Raw genomic sequence first — 20,266 nt, forward strand, 5'->3', positions numbered from 1 at the left:
TCAGCCGTCGAGCCGGTAGTGCAGCAGGACGACCAGGTCGGCCAGGCCGTCCGGGTCGGCCGCCAGCGTGACCGGGGTGCCGAGAACCAGCGGATCGGACTGACCCGCGCACTGCCGCAGGTCGGCGTCCCGGTTCAACGTCACCGGGTCACCGGCCACCGTGAGGTCGTACGTCCCGGGATCACCGTCCACCCGGGCGTACCAGGTCACCTGGTCCACCACCGGCTGGTGGTCGCGGGCGAGGTACGGCAGGTGCTCCGGGCCGATGGTCAGCGCGGTGCTCTGCTGCTGGGTGAGCTGCCACCACTCGTCCGGGAAGTGGTGGCGCAGGCTGTATGCCTGGTACAACCCCGTCCGGCCGGCGTCGACCAGCATCTCGTTGAGCGACTCCCGCAGGGAGTCCTCGACCAGGCCGCGCAGCGTCGAGCCGCCGTCGCGGGCCGTGTACCGCAGGTGCAGGATGATGTCGCTGATGCTGTCGTAGTCGAACTGGCGGACTGCCGTCGGCAGTTCCAGGCGCCAGGTGCCGATCGCGCCCTTGCCCTCGAACGGCAGGTAGCGGTCGTCGGCGAAGTTCAGCTCGAACATGCCGCTGTCACTGAGGCCGCTGCTGGTCGCGATCGACTCGATCCCGCCCACGTTGTACGCGAACCGCTCGTCGCCGGGCACCTCGGTGTACTTGTCCTTGGCGCTGGTGGCGCCCTGCCGGGCCGCGGTGGCGGTCCGGTACCGGTTGCCGATCAGGGAGAGCTTCGCGGTGACCGGGGTGTACGGGCCGGCCACGCACGGGATGGACAGGCTGACCGTGCGGAGCCGGCGGAAGTAGTGGCCGGGGTGGTCCAGGTCGAACAGCGCCTCCGGCACGTTGACCACGCAACTGCCGGTGGCCCGCAGCTCGATCAACGCCGCCGGGTCGAGCTGTGCCAGCGAGACGTGCCGGGTCAGCTCGCGCTCGCGGCTGTGCCGGTCGAGGTAGGCCACCTCCATCCGCTTCAGGTCGTGGCGCAGCGCGTCGGCCACTGTCAGCCCCTTGCGCAGGCTGTCCCAGTAGCCGGGTTGCAGGAACGTGGCCTCGCTGCCCAGCTCGTGGGCGAAGCACCGCTCGGCCTTCTTCGCCACGTCGAAGGCGAGCTGGTACGCCCCGAAGTAGACGGAGCTGGCCCGGCTCACCATCCACTGGTACAGCTCGGTGTTCGTGTACTTGCCGCGCAGGTACTCCTCGGTGGCCCGGGCGTTGTCGGCTTCCCGGTCGTGCGCCGCCAGCTCGTCGGTGAGCATGGCCACGTGCAGCCGCCCGGTGAGGAGCTGCTGGTCGAGTTGGGTCAGTTCGAGACCGGCCAGCGCCGCCTGGTGCTCCCAGTCGTCCATCCGGCGGCGGTAGCCGCCCTGGTTGGCTGCCATCCCGGCGGCTTTGTCCAGGGCCCGGGCGATCGCCTCCAGGGTCATCACCGCCGAGTCGGCGGCGGCACCGACCTTGTCGCCGCCGAGGGTGAGGGTCACGGTGGGTGAGCCACCGAAGCCGGCGCCGCCGGCGGTGAAGTTGGGAATCAGCTTCAGCCCGCCGGACAGGATGTAGCCCACCATGATCGCGGTCTCGCCGAGCAGCGACACCCCGGACAACGCGGTGGCGGTGATCTCCCAGGCGTTCATGTACGGCCGGCCGGCGTAGTAGCGTTGCCGCTCCTCCACCACCTTGCGGCTCAGTTCCAGCGCCGCGACGTTGCCCTCGGCCTCCGCGATGGTGGCGAGCTTGACCGCCCGTACCGCGTCGAGCAGGGCGATCTCCTGGCCGGCGCGCAGCCGGGCGAGGTGCTCGGCGTCCCGCTTCTCCATGGCCGCGAGCAGCCCGCCGCCCAGCTCACCGACGTACCCGACGAGTTCGGTGGCCTTCTGGGCCAGCACCCGGAACCGGTAGTTCGGCAGCGGTGCGCCGAGCCCGGCCAGGAACGACGAGACGGACATGCCGGCGGCGGCGGCCCGGACCAGCGCCCCCGGGTCGATCGGCGGCGAGAACAGGGCGAGCATGCTCTCCACCCCGTCGATGTTCTGGCAGTTGCGGATCTTGAACAGCCGGTCGGCGATCAGGTCCCACAGCCGGAGCATCTCCTCGTTGGGCGGGACGCAGAAGTACAGCGCCGAGTAGCTCAGCGGGCTGGGCAGTTCCGCCCCGCCGTGCGGCAGCAGGTCCAGGTCGGGGATCAGGTTCTCCAGGTCCAGCAGCGCGTTGCCGAACAGGTCCACCTTCGCCTGGAGCTGGTTGACGGTGGCCGGAGCCGGACTGACCAGCGGCGGCACCACGCTCGGCTTCGGCCCGAGCAGTTTGTCGGCCAGGATGTAGAGCTGGGTGGCCTGGGTGACGGACTCCCGGGTGAACTGCCGGAACAACTGGTCACCCCAGTCGACCAGGTTCTTGATGTAGCTGACCACAACGGCGAGCTGGTAGGCGACCGGCCGGCTGCGGGCCACCACGTGCGGGTTGAACGGCTTCGCCCGCCACTGCTCCACAGCGAACTTCAGGTCGGTGATGCTGGCCCCCGACGGGTCGGCGGCGATCGCCGTGAGAATGTCGCCGATCCGCTGGTTGAGCAGCTCGGGCACTCCGGTCTGGAAGAAGGGCTTGGTGACCCAGTACTTCTGCGGGGCGGCGGCGCCGTCGGCGGTGCCGACCGGGTTGAAGATGTGGTGGAACCAGTTGCGCGCCTCGGCGAACCGCTGGTCCCGGTTGAGCCGCAGCGCGATGTCGAACGGAAGGTGGTAGAACAGCTCCCAGTTGTAGCCCGCGTACGCGCCGTCGGCGGCGAAGTCCAGGTCCTCCACCGGGTACGGCGACACGACCACCGGCTCCGGCTGGTAGGTGGCAGCGAAGTCGAAGCCCGTGTTGGTGAGCTGGGTGGTCCGACTCAGCATCGCCGGCACGCCCGACCGGTAGACGGTGGCCCGGAGGAAACACAGCAGCGGGTGGTAGAAGTTCGCGAACCGCACCCCGTACGACAGGGTGCCGTAGACCTCGAACTCGACGACCAGCCGGTGGTACTCGGCGTCCTCGGTCATCGCCTGCACGGCGGCCGCGAGGTCGTGCGCCGGGTCCTCGGCGTATCGACGCAGGTACTCGGTGAGCAGCGCCAGCACGTCGCGGGCGAACTGGTCCACGTCGCTGTACGTCTTTTCGATCCGGTCCGCCGGGTCCTCGGCCCGCCGGTCGTAGAAGCCCGGGATGATCACGTAACCACGGTCGTAGTCGCCGTAGAAGTACGGCATCAGGGTGCCCAGTGGCAGTACCGGCCGGCGGTCGTGGGTGCCTCGGACGCTCTGCGCCAGCCCCAGCAGCATGATGATCCAGTCCAGCAACGACATCTGCATGGGGTACGTCACCCGGAACCGGCCGGGCGTCTGCGCCACCAGCGTCTGGAACGCGCCCATCAGCGGGGTGCTGATCGCCAGGTCGTTCTGTTCCCGGAAGACCAGTTCGGTGAACCGTTCGGCCAGCAGCTCGGTGTCCTTGAACACCGGCGACAGCAGCAGGTTGCCGGAACCGCCGCCCGGCACCGGCTCCGGATAGCCCCGGCAGCCGGTCAACGCGAACGAGCCGACGAACTCGGTGCCGGTGAGCACGCTGATCGCCTGGCCGGCCGCTCCGGCCGCGTACGCGAAGCAGGTGAACTCGTCCGCTGCGGGGAGGTCCTCCCGGTAGCCGCTGGCCGGGTAGTACAGGGCGTCCTTGGAGATCTTCTTCGGCTGCCAGCGGTCCTGCGTCCGCTCGCCGATGGCCAGTTGAATCCGCCACCGCCGGCGCGGCCGCTCCGTCTCCGTGCCGCCCGGCGGGATGCCGTCCGGGTCCGGAATCTGGGAGGTCTGCGCCGTGTCCGTCTCCTGCGTGAAGACCGGCCAGGCCAGTGTGAGACGGCTGTTGCGGTCGAAGGCGAGCAGGTGGTCGCCCGCTATGTCCAGCGGCACCCGCCGCCAGGGCGTCCAGTACCGCTCCCGCTCGAACTGTCTGTGGTAGTACACCGTCGGGTCGCCGCCCCGGGTGCGGGCGAACACGTGCATGAGATGCCTGTCGTGCTGGTAGTAGCAGGCCATCACGTCCAGGTGCGCCAGGTCGTCCAGCTTCTCCAGGTACGCGATGGTGGCGTTCTCCACCGCCAGGTCGGTCAGCTCGTCCTGCTGCAACTGGTCGTCCAGCTCGGTGAAGAGCTCCGACTTGTCGTCCCGCAACTCCGGCAGGATCCAGTTCTCCGGATACAGGAAGATCTTCCGGTTGGCCTCCCACACCCGGTAGTTGGCCATCCAGCTCCACTGGTCCCAACCCGGATCCTCGGTGACCGCCGCGACGCTGTCCGGTTCCAGGCCCAGCAGGCAGCGCTGCACGAACAACTGAACGGTGGCGTGTGCCTGCACGATGCGCGACGTCGCCATGCAGGCGCCCATCTCGACGTCGATGAGGAAGTGGTCGTACAGGTCGTTGGTGTCGCGCAGCCCCGGGTTCTCGGCCAACAGGTACGCGACCAGCGCGTCCCGCTTGGCCACCCGCAGCCGGTCCTGCACCCCTTGGAGCACCCCGAACCACTCGGCCTCGGCGTAGCGCGCTTTCAGTGCCTGCCGCATGGTGGCCGCCCCCGCCGCCGTGGTGACCGGCTGGCCCAGCGGCACCGCCGCCGCCACCGGTAGGCCCAGCCGGCGCAGCACTGTGAGCGCATGCGCCAGCCGCTGGATCGTCGCCGGCGACCGGTACGCGGTGAGGTCCACCGCCGACAGTTCGAGGTGGGCGTCCAGGTCGGCCAGCACTGTGGGGTCCCAGCCGCCGAGCTGCGCCAGATGGGTGTGGACCTGCGCGGCGGTGGTGCCGGCCGCCAGGACCAGGTCGAACAGCCCGTACACCGTCCACGGCGCGGCCGCGTCCAGCGGGTTCGCCACCGGCGGGTAGGTGCGGGCCAGCTCGACCCCGGCGGCCAACCGGATCCAGTCGGCCAACGGGACCGGCGGCCGGCCGGTCTGGTAGGGCACCTGGTCCGGGGCCAGCCAGCCGAGCGACCCGGCGTTCGCCAGCAGCCAACCGAGGTCCGCGTCGGGCACCGCCAGGTGCTCGACGAGCCGGCGCAGCACGTGCAGCAGGCGCAGCGCCCGGTACTGCTCGTCGAACCCGGCCGGGGTGACCGCCGGCGGCGCCGGTGGCTCGTTCGCCAGGTCCACCAGCGCGTCGTCGGTGAGCACCGCGAGCAGCGGCCGGGTCAGCTCCGCGCCGGCCAGCACCGTCGCTGCGGCGTCCGCCGAGAACCCGAATGTGTCGGCCACCGCCGCCACCGCCAGCTCCTGCTTGGTACGGGTGTACGCGTAGCTGGACAGGGCAGTGGTGATGGCCAGCAGCAGCGTGGTCTGCTGGGCCTCGGTGGGGTTGGCCACGATCGCCGCTGTTATCGGTGTGGTGTCCACCAGGGCGGCGAGCTTCGCGTCGACGAACTGCGCGGGGGTGGTCACCGCGTCGGTCCAACCACCGTCCACGATCGAGGCGAAGCCGGCCAGGTCCGCCTCGGTCATTCCGGGCACTGTGGCCAGCAGGGCACGCATGCCCGGCAGGTTCTCCTCGGGGGGTGCCGCCGGGTCGACAGCGGGTCGGGTCGCCGCGTACCCGCTCTGGTAGCCGGCCTGCAACCCGGTGAGCACCGCGGTCAGCGTGTCGTCCGGCAGGTCCCGCTCGGCCAGGTCGTCGGCCTCGTGTCGGAGCAGGTAGCGCAGGTCCGCCGGGCGGATGCCGGTGCCGGCCCGGGCGGCGTCGAACAGTTCGACGAAGGCCAGCGCGGCGGCCGGTGCGGTGAGCGGATCCGACCCGATCAGATCCTTCATGATCAGGTACTCGGTGGTGGTGAGCCCGAGCGACCGGGCCAGCAGCGTCGCGGCGTATACCGCGTGCAGGCCGACGTTGCTGACGATCGCCGGGGACGGAAGGTCGGCCACCAGCAGCGCGGTGTCCGCCGTCGTGGCCCCCAGGCAGGTCGCCAGGTACGCCTCGTGCGCCGACAGCGGAGCGCCCGAGCCGGGTGTGGTCAGCTCGACCTGCTCGTTGGCGAGCACGTTGGCCGGCTCGAACGCTTCGAGGACCGGGCCGTTCGCCGTGTTGCGGAACACCTCGGCGTACCGCGCCTCGTCCAGCGGGGCGAACAGGTCGACCACCTCGGGCAACGGCAGCCCGAGCCGCGCCGCCAGCCGGTGCAGCGCCGCCACCGCGACCAGGAGGTCGTCGTCCAGGGCGCCACCGCCCAGCGCGTCGGCCCGGATCGCCCGGTCCAGCAACGGCGGCGTCCAACCGGTGCAGGCCGGCGCGCGCAGCAGGCGCAGGAACCGGTGGATCCGGTCCAGGCGCGCGTCGGTGAGCTGCTGGATCCGCTTGGCGCTGAGGTCGGACCCGGTGTCCAGGTGCTTGACGAACATGGCGTTCCCGGGATTGACCCAGGCCAGCGCCAGCAGCTCGGTCAACTCCCGATAGTCCAGGCGCGCCCGAGCCAGGAAGTTGTCCACCCGGGCGATGCCACCCAGAGCGCCGAGCGGCGCGGTGTTCCAGATGTCGTCCTGAGCGGCCGGGTCGGCGGTGACCACCAACTGCCGCTGCGCGTCGCTGATCCCCAGTTCCTCGGCCGCGATGGCCTCGTCGGTCGGGCCCGCCGACCTGCGCAGCGCCCGCATCACGTCGGCCCGGGCGATGTCGAACTGGGCGAAATAGCTACGGGTCTCCTCGTGCGCCAGGTCGAACGGCAGGGCGAACGCGTACCGGCTGCCGGCCAGCAGGGTGTAGGCGGCGGCATTCACGTACTGCGGCGCGGCCGCCAACTCCAGCGCGGTGCCGGTGGTCTGGCGCAGTCGGCGCACGAACCACCCGCCGGCCCCGTCCGGGGTCGCCTTGGCCACCACGCCGACGTCCCGTACGACGCGGGCCCCGGCCAGGTCCGGCTCGTAGACGAGGGAACGGTCGGTGAACGGCCATCCCTGGCCCTGCAACAGGCTCAGCAGCCCGGCCGACGGCGCCTCCACCGGATCGACGCCACCGCTCAGCGGACCCCCGAACGCCAGGCCCGCGTCCGGCGCCACCGCCTCCTCCAGCAGCTCGCACACCAGATCCAGGTAGGGCAGCGGAAGGTCGGTGTTCTCGCAGCTCAGATCCAGGTCACCGAGGTCCGGCCGGCGACCGTACAGGACGTCCCGGGCGACCTTGGTGGCCGGACCCGGCGTGTCGGCGTCGGTGACCAGCCGGTTGCCGAGGAACTGAAGGACGTCCACCAGGTACGCGGCGGCGCTGTGCACGCTACGGCACGGCTCGCAGTAGCTCGAGTCGGCGAGCTGGAACAGGCTGCTCAGGTTGGGAAAGTCGGCGCTGACAGGGGTCAGGTCCGGGGCCGCCGAGCCGCCCAGGGCCCGGACCGGCAGCGCCCGCGCCGCGCTCTGGAGTTCGCCGGCCAGCAGCCCGCTCGCCACGTGCACGTCCACGGCCCGGCGATACACCGACCGGGCCTGCTCGTCGGTGAACCGGCCGGTGTTCACGGCGGTGGCCACGAACCGCGTCTCGCCGAGGGCGTGGATCCGGGCCGCCGACGGCACTTCGGCCGCCAGCAACGCCGTCGTCTGCCGATAGGTCGGCGCCAGCTTGAAGATCCGCTGCGCGGCCTTGAGCGCCGGCCGCCCGGTCCGCAGCCGCTCCGGGTGGTCCCGCAGCAGCCGCTCCACGTTGCCCGTCGCGAGGTCGAAGTCCGGATTCGCGGTGAGCAGTTCGAGCACCGCGTCCCGGTGCCCGCCGAAGGCGCGCTCGGCGGCGCTGGCCCGCTCGTCGTTGCCGGGCTGTTCGTCGGTTCCAGCCCGTCGACCCGGGCCGGACCGATCGCCGCTGCCGTCGGATCGTTCGCCTCCGGCGTCGGCTGCGGCGTCGGCGTTTGCTGCGGCGGCCACGGCGCCCGCGTCGCGTTCGAGCTGCGCAGTGAAGGCCGTGGTGGGATAGCGCCTCTCCAGCTTGCGGGCCAGCGCGCCGGCGTGCAGGTCGATCAGCTCCGGCCGGACCGGCTGACCGGCGACCCGGACATCCGTGGTGCTGTCCCGCAACACCCGCCGCCAGTCCGCCGGCGCCAGCCGGGCCAGCCGGCGGACGTCGGCCGCCCCCTCGATCCCCTCGCGGTCGCGGACCCGGTCGACAATCGTCTCGTCGTAGCCCAGCACGTCGGCCAGTACGCTCGCCGCGCCGGCCGCCTCGGCGGCTGACCGGTCGGGAAACGCCGCCGCGTCAGCCAGCCGGGCGATCAGCCCGGGCAGGTCACCGGCGGCGTCGGCGGCGAGGAGACTCTGGACCCGCTCGTGCGCGCCGTCGGCGAGGAACCGCTCCACCCGCCCGTACAACACCTTCGGTCGTTCCTGCGCGACGTACTCCTTGGCCTCCGGCCGTACCCGGGCCAGCATGTCGAGGATCCGGTCCAGCTCGCCGAGCAGGTCCTCGGGAACGAACCGGTGGCGCACGGCGTCGGCGACGGCGTTCCGGACGGTGTGCTCGTCGAGCAGGGCGATGTCGTAGTACAGCGGCCGCAGCTCGGTGTTCAGGTCGACGTCGAACCGGGCGAGCGCGGCGCCGGTGCGGCTCGTGGTCAACAGTGTCCGCTCGGCGAACAGCGCGTAACCGAACACCGCAGGCAGCTTGTAGGACGCGGCCAGTTTCTGCGCCACACCGAAGTGCGCCAACGCCGTCGCGGGCAGTCCGGTCTCTGCGGCCAGGAACGTCACGTCCTCGGCCTCGTCGTCCTGCCGCAGCTCGTACAGCGGGACCTGGCCGAGCAGCGGGACAATCGTGGCGAGGATCCGCTCGTACTCACTGCGTTCCCGGTCGCCGCCACCGGACAGATCCACAGTGAGCACGGCCAGCTCGGGGGCGTTGAACAGCACCGCGCTCAGCGGCGGGTCGGACAGGAGGCGATCACCGGCGGACACCCGGACGAACAGGTCAGCGGACTGCTTCTCCGAGCGGGTGAACCGGTCCCGCGAATAGTCGACGCGGTACAGCCCGTCGTCCCCGGTGGTCGCCTCGCCGAGCTGCTCAGCGTCCCGCAGGTCCCGGTCGAACGCGCCGACCGTCAGAGCGTTCGCCGGCTGCCCGTCGACCCAACGCACCCGACCCACCACGACGAACCGGGACGGCGGCTCGGCCAGCACCATCTGCACCGCGTCCCGGGTCGCCCCGTCCACAGTGCCGGTCACTGGCAGCTTGTGCGCCCGTTGAAACTCAGCCACCCCACGACGGGTGGTCGGCCCGTACCGGGCGTCGACCAGTTCGTCGGTGGCGATGTCCACGGGCATCCGCAGCAGCGCGGTGTGCAGCTGCCGGACGTCGTCGCTGGGACGGTGCCGGCGCGAGCCCATCGGGGTGGTCATGAGCATCTCCGATCGTCCGGCAGCCGGCGACGGCGGCTGTCTGACGCCGGTGCGACCGGGAGCTACCTGGCATCCTGCGGATCAGAGGAGCCGCCAGCATCGCACTGTCCAAGATCCGCCTTCCCGTCTGACTGATCGGCAGCGGGCACTGCCGGTACGGCCGGTGGCGGGGCCGGGTCTTTCCGGGACAGCACCCGCACCCCGAGCGATAGACCATCCAGCCGGGCCTGTCACCGCGCCACCAGGGCCGAGACCGCCGTCCTCAGTGGTGCCCCGACCGGCGACTCCGCAGGCGGGCGTTCAACAGCGATTAGGACCAACTCTTTGCGGAAATTGAGGGACTCGTCGTGCGAGTGCTACCGGTCCAACCATGGCCCTGCCGGTTGGCAGGGGTCGACGGCTTGCGGTGGTGGTGACTCGGACAGACCGAGGGCTCCGAGGGTGGTGTCGAAGTTGGCTTGCCAGCCGTACTCCAGGAAGTCGGTGATCACCTTGCTGAGTTCGCCACACAGCCGTGGCATGTTGTTCGGTATGCCGATGGCGTACTTCTCCGATCCGTACCCCAGCGAGATCGGTGGACTCACGCCAACCGCTCTGGCATATCCGGCGAGGACCGAACGGTCGCCCGACACGGCATCGATCTCCCCGCTCTTGTACCTGTTGATGCACTCGGCGATGGAATCGGCCGGAACCGGATTCCAGTTGATCTGATACAGCCTGTTGAAGGTGGTCGAGCCCTTGATGGCACACACCTTGCCACGTGGTATCGCCGCGATGGTCTTGGCATCGCTCCGGCTGAGGAATCCCTGGGTGTCGACGAAGTAGGGTCCGGCGAAGTCGATCACCTCGGCTCGTTCCGGGGTTATCGGGAAGTTGGAGATCACGAGCTTGACGGGTTCCTGGAGCGGGCCCTGCTTAGCGGCACGCCACTTCCCGCGTAGCGCGTTGATCCGGTTGTCCAGTGTGCCCAGGTCCACCCACGTCAGGTGAGCATCCGCGAAGTGCGACTGGACCTCGTTGGCCAGTGCGACATCGAACCCCGTCCCACCATCCTTGTCGGTGTGCCAGCCCTCGTACTCGAACGCGTTGTAACCGATCCGGACCTCGCCCGACATGTAGTCGAACGGGTCGGGCTCCCGTTGGAACCACCAAAAGGCGGCACTGAGGACGAGGGTGCCCGCGGTGAAGTAGACAGCGCCCTTCATTCTCCGCGACTTGCCACCCGGTTTGCGGAGGGCGGGAGTCTTGAATGCGCCCCGGTCAACGAGGACCGTCACCACGATCGCCGCGATGTTGATCGGCACACTGATGATGGCCGCGGCGTTCGCACCCCACGCTTCATTCTTGAACAGCAACACGCAAATTCCGACCGAGGCCAAGACGACGGGCAGTAGCCAGAAAAGTTGCCTGCTGATTGAATTGTGCACGGGGACGGGTTCGGTGGGGGTGCTGTTCGCTGTCGTCGTTTGGGTCATGGTGATCATCCTCGTGCCGCTGGTGCACTGCCCGGTCGGTTGGCCGCGATGCGTGTGGGCTGACGCGTACACCAACGTCATGACGAATGAATTTCGTGTTCATGTTCAATTGAAGCGCGTCAGTCATTGACAACCCCCACACGGCGAGTGAATTTTTGCATGACCGGAGCTTGATGAACGAGGTCAGCCGCCCCCGGAAAAAGTCCGATAGGCGACTGATCTCGATCGAAATCTGTCCTGACTCCCGACAGGAGTCCGTTGATCGATGTCTCCTTTAGTGCCTTCGTCACGTGCGTCTCAACAACGCGCACACCGCGTCTGACTGCGCTCGTTCCGGGTGAATGATTGAGCGGGCTGTCGGTCGGGCTGGCTGAAGTTGCGTCGTTGCTATCGCCGGGCCGGGTCGCATCCGGTGAGTCGGCGGACCACTGAGGAAAGGCTGACGCTGTGGCAAGCGGAGAGTTTCGACCAGGCGATCGCGCTGGCAGAGGCATGAGGCACTCGGGTACGCGGCTGAACAGACGGACACGGTTTTCGCGGGACTCGCCCAGACGTACCGAATGTTCGACGCCTCGGGACATGGGGCAGAGATCTTCTCACTGATCAGGGATAGCGAGCTTGACCCGCAGGCATACCTGACGGCTTATTTCGATACGGGCCGGGAGAGGCAAGGTGACATCTGCGCTGCATCCGACGAGGGGTGTCCCACGCCCCACCAGGAGCCATCGGCGTGAGCTGGATAGTTGCTTCGATACTGCGGCGGCGGGCTCCGCTGCGGCAGAGCGACCGCCTCGTCGCTGATCTGCCGAAACTTCCGCACCTGCCCAGCTCGTGGGCGCAGATGGCCGGGCTCGACTTCGGGTCAATCCTGCGGCGCGATCAGCCGGTCGTCGGTGGTGTCGTGGACCGTGATCGCCTCCACCGGGCACGAGTCGGCGGCGTCGAGGATGACGTCGGCCGGGGCGACCACGTCGGCCAGCGGCGCGGACAGGCCGTCGACCAGGCGGAAGTGCTCGGGCGCGGTACCGGCGCAGATACTCGTGCCGATGCAGCGGCTCGAGTCCACCCCGATTCGCCAGGCGGCACTCACCAGGCCACCGGCATGCCGAGCAGACCCCGCACCAACATGCCCCGCTTCCACTCCAGCTCGGCTTCCGGTACGGCGAGCCGCAATCCGGGCAGGCGTGTCACGAGGGTGGAGACGGCGACCTGCAACTCCATGCGGGCCAGCTGCGCGCCGACGCAGTGGTGTACGCCGTGCCCGAAGCCCAGGTGCGGGTTCTGCTCACGCTCGAGATCCAGCCGGTCCGGGTCGGCGAAGACGGTAGCGTCCCGGTTCGCCGATGACAGTGAGCCGAGAACCGGCTCACCTGCCCGGACGAGCACCCCGCCGACCTCGACGTCCTCCTTGGCGTACCGGGCGAAGGAGGAGCCGACGCCGAGCGGCACGTACCGCAGCAGTTCCTCGACCGCGGCCGGCACCAGCGACGGGTCGGCCCGTAGCCGAGCGAGCTGGTCCGGATTGTGCAGCAGGACGTAGACGAAGTTGGGGATCTGGGTCACAGTGGTCTCGTGGCCGGCCGCGAGCAGCCCTCCGGCCAGCTCCACCAGCTCGGTTTCGCTGAGCCGATCCTGATTCTCGTCGCGGGCCCGCACCAACGCGCCGAGCAGGTCGTCGATCCCCGGCTCACGGCGGCGCTCGGCGACCAGACCACCGATGTAGCCCCAGAGACTGTTCAGGTACTCCTGGATCGTTTCCATAGGCAGGGAGGTGGTCGAGACGATTGCCTCGGACCAGATGTGGAAGCGGTCGCGGTCGGCGTACGGGACACCGAGCAGCTCGCAGATCACCTGGATCGGCAGCGGCGTGGCGACGTGCTCCACCAGGTCGGCCGGAGGACCGAGCCGGACCATGTTGTCGACCAGTGTGTCGGCGATCTCCTGGGTTCGGGGTCGCAGCGCCTCTACCCGACGTGCCGTGAACGCCTTCGCCACCAGCCGGCGCAGCCGGGTGTGATCGGGCGGGTCCATGGTCAGCATGCCGCTGTACTGCTGGCGCGGGGTGAGCCTGGGTTCGTCGCGCTGGACGGCCGGGGCACGGCCGAACCGCACGTCGCCGAGGACCGTACGGACGTCCTCGTACCGGGTGGCGAGCCACGCCTCCTCGCCGTAGGGGAGCTTCACCCGGGTCATCGGCTCGTTCTCACGCAGCTCGCCATAGGTCGGGTCGACGACGAGGCGGTCGGGCACACTGAACGGGTACGGCCGCGCGGGCGGGACGCTTCGGCTCTCGGTGGTCTGCGCGCTCTCCGTCATCGGATTCCCTTCGTCGAGACGGCGTGATCCTCAGGCCGCACCACGTTCGTGGCGGCGCCGGATTGCCAGGTTCCAAGGCTCGCCGACAGACACATCAACGCTCAGTAATCCGTCGATGTCGGATCGTAGCGAGAGATGTCGATGATCGCCATGGAAGCCGGTCCGCCGCCGGGGTGCGGCGGCAGAGCCGCACCCCGGCAGGAGCAACCATCGGGACTGACATCACGACCACATGTGTCGAGAGCTCCCCCGAGCCACCCGGGCTCCAGATCAGCAGCCGAGCCGCTTGCTCGAAAGGGCGATGTCGTCAATCCAGAGGTCGAACTCGCCCGGTGTCGTGCCGCCCTGGTAAAGCTGCCAGCCGATCTTCACCGTGTCGACCGTCGGCAGGACGAAGGGAACGTCGTTGCCACCGTGGTCGCTCGTGGAGGCTGTCAGCTCCGGGTTCGCCACGCCATCGATCCACACCGCGACGCGGTTGTCCGCCGCGTCGATCTTCCACTCGAAGCACTGCCAGGTGTCCTCAGCGACCGGGGCGGACTCCCGCCAGTTGGTCCAGTCGCCAGTCGGACCGCCGTCGGCGCCGACCCCCCAGAAGGTTCCGGGGACCGTGGGCGCGTACTGCCCACCGACCGGACGGACGACCTCCGCGCTGCCGGTGCCGGTCGCTTCCACCAGCGTGAAGTGCGCCCAGTCCGGGGCCGTGGGGAAGGCGTCGACGCGCAGACGCATCCGGCCGTAGAAGCGGTTGCCCGGCGCGGCGAAGTCGTCGACGCGCAGGAAGGCACGTCCGTTGTCAACGGTGTGGATGTGCAGCACCTGGTTGCCGCGACGGGCACGTTCGACGGTGAGCGTGCCGTGGCGGGTGTCGACGCCCCAGTTCACCGTGCTGGGCCCCCCGGGAGGCAGTCGCTCGAAGTCCTCACAGAAGAGCAGGCCGCGGGGGCACGAGGGCGGGGAGGCCCCCGACGCGCCGGCCGGAACGCCGCCGACTGCGGCACCGAGAATCAGGGCGGCGCTGAACACCGCGAGAAGTCTGCGCATTGTCATCCTCCGAGACGGCTGGCTCCCCAGCAAGGGGCCGGGCCAGCAGGAACTTTCCGGCCATGCGACGCTGGGGTGCTCCCGCCTGCACCGTTGCGGCGCGGTTGCCTCCGCGCTGCGGTGATCCGAGCCATTCCGGCACCACCGCATCAGCTACGACCACATTGATGTGTGTCATTGTATGTGATGAGGTTGACTTCGGTCGGCCGGCACTGGGCTTGCCTTCCGGCGTTGACTCGGAGCCAGGAAAGCGCAACGCTGTGGAAGCGCTCCCATCGTCGAGCTCCTATGCGAAAGGAATGCTCGTGCGACCCACCACAGCTCTACTTCCGGTCGTGCTCGCCACGGCCCTCGGCGGTCTGGCCCTGCCGGAGCCCGCCCTGGCCGCGGCCGGCCCGGCGCTGGCCGTGGACACCACTGCCGCCCGGCACCAGATCAGCCCGTACGTCTACGGCATGAACTTCGCCGACGAGGCTCTCGCCCGCGACCTGCGGCTGCCGGTGCACCGCTACGGCGGCAACGCCACCACCCGCTACAACTTCCGTGCCGACACCACCAACCGCGCGTCGGACTGGTACTTCGAGAACATCCCCAACGACAACCCGAGTCCGGACGACCTCCCGGAGGGCTCGGAGAGCGACCGGTTCGTGCAGCAGAACAAGGCCACCGGTGCCGCCACGGTCATGACAATGCCGATGCTCGGCTGGATCGCCAAGGACCGGTCGCGGGCGTGTGGCTTCAGCGTCGCCAAGTACGGCCCGCAGCAGTCCACCGACACGTGGGCACCGGACTGCGGCAACGGCATCAAGCCGGACGGGTCGCCGGTCACCGGCAACGATCCGGAGGACACCAGCGTCGCCGTCGGTGCGGAGTACGCCACCGACTTCGTCAACCACCTCAGGGGGCAGTTCGGTGCCGCGGCCGACGGCGGGGTCCAGTTCTACAACCTGGACAACGAGCCGGACCTGTGGCACTCCACGCACCGCGACGTCCGCCCGACCGGGCTGGGCTACGACGAGCTACGCGACCGCACCTACGAGTACGCCGCCGCGATCAAGGCTGCCGACCCCGGCGCTAAGACGCTCGGTCCCGTCGGCTGGGGCCTGAACTCGATCCTCTATTCGGGCCTCGACCAGGACACCTGCTCGCGCACCGGCTGCTGGTCGAACCCGCCGGACAAGGCCGCGCACGGCGGCCAGGACCTCGGCCCGTGGTACCTGGACCGGATGCGCGAGTACGAGCAGCAGCACGGCACCCGCATCCTCGACTACTTCGACGTCCACCTCTACCCGCAGCAGTCCGGTGTGTTGGGCGAAGCGGCCGGCGACGCCAACACCCAGGCGCTGCGACTGCGCTCGACCCGCCAACTCTGGGACCCGACCTACGTGGACGAGAGTTGGATCAACAGTCCGGTCCGGTACATCCCGCGCCTACGCGAGCTGGTCGACCAGCACTACCCGGGCACGAAGATCGCGATGACCGAGTACAACTGGGGCGGCCACGGGTCGCTCAACGGCGCGCTCGCCCAGGCCGACGTACTCGGCATCTTCGGCCGCGAAGGACTCGACCTGGCCACCCTCTGGACCGCACCCGAGGCCGACCAGCCGGTGGCCAACGCCTTCCGCGTCTATCGCAACTACGACGGCAAGGGCGGCGCGTTCGGCGAAACCTCCGTCCAGGCGACAAGCGCCGACCAGAGCAGGCTGGCCGTGTACGCCGCCGAGCGGAGCGCCGACAAGGCGCTCACACTGGTCGTCATCAACAAGACCGGCGACGACCTGACCAGCCCGATCGCCCTCACCGGCGCCTCCGCCAGCACCGCTGAGGTCTACCGTTACAGCCTGGCGGACCTCGCCGGCGTCGTCCGGGAGGCTGACCAGCAGGTGACCGCCGGCGGCCTCACGGCCACCTTCCCGGCCAACTCGATCACCCACCTGGTGCTGCCGCACGACACCACGCCCGGCGACACCCAGGCGCCGACCGCCCCGGGCAAGCCGACCGCCGGCACGATCACCGGTGACAGCGTCGCGCTGGCCTGGACGCCGTCCACCGACGACACCGCCGTCACCGGGTACGACGTGCACCGGGTCGACACCACCGGCACCGTGAAGGTGGGCAGCGCCACCGGCACCACGTACACCGTGGCCGGGCTGACGCCGGACACCCCGTACACCTTCGTGGTGACCGCCCGCGACGCGGCGGGCAACGTCTCGGCGGCCTCCCCCGGCCTGACCGTACGGACCGCGCCCACCACGCCGACCGTCGGCTGCACGGTCAGCTACACGGCGAACAGTTGGCCGGGTGGCTTCACAGCGACCGTGACGGTCAAGAACACCGGCACCACCGCGATCGATGGCTGGAAGCTCGCCTTCGACTTCCCCACGACCGGCCAGAAGGTCGGCCAGGGCTGGTCGGCCACCTGGAAACAGAACGGAACGAGCGTCACCGCAGACAGCATGAGTTGGAACGGCAAACTCGCCCCCGGCGCGTCCACCAGCACCGGCTTCAACGGCACCTGGAGCGGCACCAATCCGGCGCCAACCGCCTTCAGCCTCAACGGTCAACGCTGCGGGTGACCTGAGAGATCCCTACTCCGTACCGACGGAGCAGGCCGGAGGGGGCCGGGGCGCAGCGGCACCCCGGCCCCCTAGCTCTCGACCGCCAGTCCCGGCCACGGCCGTGGCCGCGTTGGGCGGGCTGCGCCTACAAGGCCGCAGTGGTCTTGCTCAGGAAACTGGCGAGTTGGCCATAGTCGACGTCTTGTCCTTCCGTGATGTCGACAGTTTTGCGTTCACCCTTGCCCATCGACCGCAGGAGTCCCTTGACCTCGGGGATGTCCGTCGCGTTGAAGACCATGAACGACACCTTGGACTTTGCTACCGCGATGACGGCGGCGTAATGGCCGTTCTTCAAGTAGTGCGGCTTGCCGTACTGAAGCCGCTCCTCGACGTCTGGAACAGTTTCGTTGATCATCGCACGCAGCTTTTCGCATACGTCGATCTGCCACGGTTGCGTCTTGTTGATGTACTCGGTGACGTCGTCGTTCACGGCGATCCCCTTCATGGTGCTCAGTTAATGTTGCGTCTGTGGTGGACGAGGGTGCAGTGCCGCCGCGCTCTCACCCTTCACCGCTTGGGGCCCCGGGCTCCTGACCCCACCCGGCGAACTTCTCCCCGGCCGGAGCGTAGGCCAGCACGACCACTCGGAATCAACGCCTGCATGAGACCCTCACGATCAGTACGGCGGCGACCGCGGCCGCCGCCCAGACGCTCAACCGCACCGGCCAGGCCATCGCGCTCTCCGGCGGCGGGGGCAGCAGCACCATCTGCAGCGCGGCACCGGCGGGAACAAGTAGGACGGCGAGCGTTCCGACCGGACCAGACCGCTGGATCAACGCCCCGACAGCCCCGAGCAGAGGGCCGAGACACACGCTCACGGACAGCCAGTACTGCGTCGTGCCGCCCCACCAGATGTCGCCGTCGAAAATCACGTCCACGCCGTAGTACACGGTGGTGGCGAAGATCAGCGTGCAGCCGCCCGCCAAAGCGCCGCGCAGCATCCCCGCCGCCAGTCGTACGCTCCGACTCACCAGCCAGCCCGCCAGCACGGCCGTCGCCGCCCAGGCCCATCCGGCGTCGAGGATGAGACTGGCGAACTCCGCGGCCTGTGACCAGCCGCCCCGCTCAGCACGCGCGGTGCCGACGTCGCCCAGCAGCACCGGCACATGGTTGACGATCGAGTCGACGGCGCCCAGCGCCACCCCGGCGGCCGGACCGACCACCACCCACCACGGCCCATCACGCCACGAGATCATCGCAGTCATTGTGCCGCAACGAACCCTTCTCGTCGGCCCGACTCCAAGCCAAGATCAGGTGGTCGTGCCGATGCCGATCAAGCGCAGTCCCGCGCCGCACGGTCGCTGGCAACTCCCGGCAGCGACGAGTCCGACGCCGAGCGCGAAGCCACCGGAGAGCATGACGGCGGACCCGCACCGCTTCGCCCCGCGGCGATTCGTCGGGCGTGCTCCCGATTCGTACGAACTCATCCCCCGAGGCGGCGCCGACCCGAGCACCCGCCACCGCTGTCCTGGCGAGGGCGTCAGCATGGCCCTGCTGGCGGGCTTCGCTAGGTGGTCGGCGCGCCTGGGGGCGGTGTGGGTGTGGGTCAGCGGCGGTCGGCGGGTCGACGGGTCAGCGCGAGCCCGAGGGCGATCATGCCAATGCCGAGGAACAGGTGCAGCCAGTTGTCGGCGTTGTTGAGCGGTACGAAGTTGGCCCCGCTCTGGTGGTCGACGACCAGCCCGTAGAGCCAGAGCACCAGGTAGATGGCACCGCCGGCCACGAGGTAGGTGCGGGCCCCAGAAACGGTACGGGCCAGGGCGAGTCCGGCCACGCCGAAGGCGAGGTGGACCAGGTTGTGCAGGATCGACACCTGGAACAGTCCGAGCAGCTTGGCTTCGGACTCGTGCCCGGCGAACTGCATGGTGTCGTAGTTGCTGGTGATTCCGGGGATGAACCCGAGCACGCCGACCAACAGGAAGACGACGCCGACTGCCTGGGCGGCGGTGCGGACCGGGTGCTTGGCTGTGGTCGTGCTGCCGGAGCGGGACTGGTTGGCCATTGTTACCTCCATGGGAGACGGTGCCGGTTGTTGTCCCCCACCAGGCCGACCCGAAACCGGACGGGAAGGTTCAGTGGTGACGCAACCTCCGTGCGAGCTCGACGCGGAGGTGGTCGATGCCGGCGCCGGTGCGCGCGGAGACCGGCACCGCGTTGGGGTGGACGCGGCAGAGCGCGTCGACCCACTCTGGCGGCGCTATATCGATCTTGTTCAGGACCAGAAGTTCGGGAACGTCCCGCGCGCCGATCTCGTGCAGTACGCCGTGCACAGTGGTGATCTGGTCCAGCGCGTCGGGGGCGGAGGCGTCGACCACGTGCAGGGCGAGGTCGCTACGGGTGACCTCCTCCAGCGTCGAGCGGAACGCGTCGACGAGCTGGTGCGGCAGGTGCCGCACGAAGCCGACGGTGTCGGTGACCGTGTAGGTCAGCTCGCCGGTGCTGATCCGGCGGACGGTCGGGTCCAGGGTGGCGAACAGTACGTCCTGCACCTGGGCGTCGGCGCCGGTCAGCCGGTTGAGCAGGGCCGACTTGCCGGCGTTGGTGTAGCCGGTGATCGACACCGAGGGCACCTGGTTGCGTGCGCGCCGGCTGCGGGTGCGTTCGCGGCGCCGGGCGAGTTCGGAGGCGTTGCGGCGCAGCCGGGTCGCTCGCTGCCGCAGGGTGCGGCGCTGGGTCTCGAGCCGCATCTCACCGGGACCACGCACCCCCATGCCGGCGCCCCCGGCCGTCCGGCCACCGCCGACGCGCGACATCGCCCGGCCGCCTCCGCGCAAGCGGGGCAACTGGTAGGCGATCTGCGCCAGCTCCACCTGCACCCGGCCCTCGCTGGTGCGGGCGTGCTCGGCGAAGATGTCGAGGATCAACGCCGTGCGGTCGACCACCCGCACGCCAACCCGCTGCTCCAGGTTGCGCACCTGGCCGGGGGAAAGTTCGCCGTCGGCGATCACCAGGTCGGCGTGTGCGCGTTCGGCCAGCGCGGCCAGTTCGTCGACCTTGCCGGAGCCGACGTAGGTGGCCGGGTCGGGGTGCGGCCGGCTCTGCACCACCTCGTCGGCGATGGTCAGGCCGTCCGTGGCGGCGAGTCGGCGCAGCTCGGCCAACGAGGTCTGCGAGCCCGGTCCGCTGTCGGCCGCGCCGTCGTCGTCGCGTACCGCCACCAGCACCGCCGTCGGATGCTCCCGTCCGGCACCGACATCCGGGCCCAGCAACCACGATCCCGCCATGGTCCCCCACCTCGCCTCGTCTCGGGTGTGTCCACCTACCCCCGTCGCGGCCGACCATGCCCAGCGCGCTGCTCGGTCGTACGTGCGGCGATCCGGGACGGCGGCGAGGTGTACGCCCGGCTCGCAGGGGTACGGACGTGATCGGGTCAAAAGTGCGCCCCGCCCAGGCCGGCGCAGCCTTTCCCTTGGCGGT

At 69.6% G+C, this 20,266-nt stretch carries 10 protein-coding genes; 1 reads left to right on the forward strand and 9 read right to left on the reverse strand.

The window, feature by feature from the left end; translation table 11 throughout:
* The 5 genes from FB453_RS21710 to FB453_RS21730 form a co-directional block, all read right to left on the reverse strand.
* On the reverse strand, positions 1-9,396 hold the full coding sequence (locus FB453_RS21710; RefSeq protein ID WP_186718428.1) for a Tc toxin subunit A-related protein: 9,396 nt from the start codon (positions 9,394-9,396) through the stop codon (positions 1-3).
* Between the two features lie 356 nt (positions 9,397-9,752).
* Complete coding sequence (locus FB453_RS21715; protein ID WP_186718430.1) at positions 9,753-10,871, reverse strand: transporter substrate-binding domain-containing protein; 1,119 nt, start codon at positions 10,869-10,871, stop codon at positions 9,753-9,755.
* An 862-nt stretch (positions 10,872-11,733) separates the two neighbouring features.
* Complete coding sequence (locus tag FB453_RS21720; protein ID WP_145792889.1) at positions 11,734-11,961, reverse strand: ferredoxin; 228 nt, start codon at positions 11,959-11,961, stop codon at positions 11,734-11,736.
* Positions 11,958-13,187: a cytochrome P450 gene (locus FB453_RS21725; RefSeq protein WP_145792891.1), complete on the reverse strand. Its 1,230-nt coding sequence runs from the start codon at positions 13,185-13,187 to the stop codon at positions 11,958-11,960. Before FB453_RS21725 ends, FB453_RS21720 begins: the two co-directional genes overlap by 4 nt.
* Positions 13,188-13,457: 270 nt before the next feature.
* Positions 13,458-14,231, reverse strand: a complete 774-nt coding sequence (locus FB453_RS21730) for a hypothetical protein (protein ID WP_186718432.1) — start codon at positions 14,229-14,231, stop codon at positions 13,458-13,460.
* 299 nt (positions 14,232-14,530) lie between these two features.
* Here FB453_RS21730 and FB453_RS21735 point away from each other — a divergent pair, with 299 nt between their 5' ends.
* Positions 14,531-16,807, forward strand: coding sequence for a glycoside hydrolase family 44 protein (locus FB453_RS21735; protein ID WP_486480368.1), 2,277 nt, complete (start codon positions 14,531-14,533; stop codon positions 16,805-16,807).
* A 127-nt stretch (positions 16,808-16,934) separates the two neighbouring features.
* Here the strand turns inward: FB453_RS21735 and FB453_RS21740 are convergent, their stop codons facing one another.
* The 4 genes from FB453_RS21740 to hflX form a co-directional block, all read right to left on the reverse strand.
* Complete coding sequence (locus tag FB453_RS21740) at positions 16,935-17,279, reverse strand: DUF1801 domain-containing protein (protein ID WP_145792898.1); 345 nt, start codon at positions 17,277-17,279, stop codon at positions 16,935-16,937.
* 160 nt (positions 17,280-17,439) lie between these two features.
* Positions 17,440-18,045 carry a hypothetical protein gene (locus FB453_RS21745; protein ID WP_145792901.1) on the reverse strand — a complete coding sequence of 202 codons (606 nt, stop codon included), beginning with the start codon at positions 18,043-18,045 and terminating at the stop codon, positions 17,440-17,442.
* Positions 18,046-18,395: 350 nt separating this feature from the next.
* The gene (locus FB453_RS21750; RefSeq protein WP_145792903.1) at positions 18,396-18,851 is read right to left on the reverse strand and encodes a DUF4383 domain-containing protein; all 456 of its coding nucleotides are present in this window, start codon (positions 18,849-18,851) and stop codon (positions 18,396-18,398) included.
* Between the two features lie 70 nt (positions 18,852-18,921).
* The gene (gene hflX, locus FB453_RS21755) at positions 18,922-20,073 is read right to left on the reverse strand and encodes a GTPase HflX (protein ID WP_145792907.1); all 1,152 of its coding nucleotides are present in this window, start codon (positions 20,071-20,073) and stop codon (positions 18,922-18,924) included.
* Positions 20,074-20,266: the final 193 nt, after the last annotated feature.

This window comes from Micromonospora sp. CNZ322 (genome assembly GCF_007827755.1).

What these genes read in the sequence shown, in the direction of transcription:
- FB453_RS21735 (WP_486480368.1), top strand. Translation starts at nt 14,531, where the DNA reads ATGCTCGTGCGACCCACCACAGCTCTACTTCCGGTCGTGCTCGCCACG.
- FB453_RS21725 (WP_145792891.1), bottom strand. Translation starts at nt 13,187, where the DNA reads ATGACGGAGAGCGCGCAGACCACCGAGAGCCGAAGCGTCCCGCCCGCG.
- hflX (WP_145792907.1), bottom strand. Translation starts at nt 20,073, where the DNA reads ATGGCGGGATCGTGGTTGCTGGGCCCGGATGTCGGTGCCGGACGGGAG.
- FB453_RS21730 (WP_186718432.1), bottom strand. Translation starts at nt 14,231, where the DNA reads ATGCGCAGACTTCTCGCGGTGTTCAGCGCCGCCCTGATTCTCGGTGCC.
- FB453_RS21745 (WP_145792901.1), bottom strand. Translation starts at nt 18,045, where the DNA reads ATGATCTCGTGGCGTGATGGGCCGTGGTGGGTGGTGGTCGGTCCGGCC.
- FB453_RS21710 (WP_186718428.1), bottom strand. Translation starts at nt 9,396, where the DNA reads ATGACCACCCCGATGGGCTCGCGCCGGCACCGTCCCAGCGACGACGTC.
- FB453_RS21750 (WP_145792903.1), bottom strand. Translation starts at nt 18,851, where the DNA reads ATGGCCAACCAGTCCCGCTCCGGCAGCACGACCACAGCCAAGCACCCG.
- FB453_RS21715 (WP_186718430.1), bottom strand. Translation starts at nt 10,871, where the DNA reads ATGACCCAAACGACGACAGCGAACAGCACCCCCACCGAACCCGTCCCC.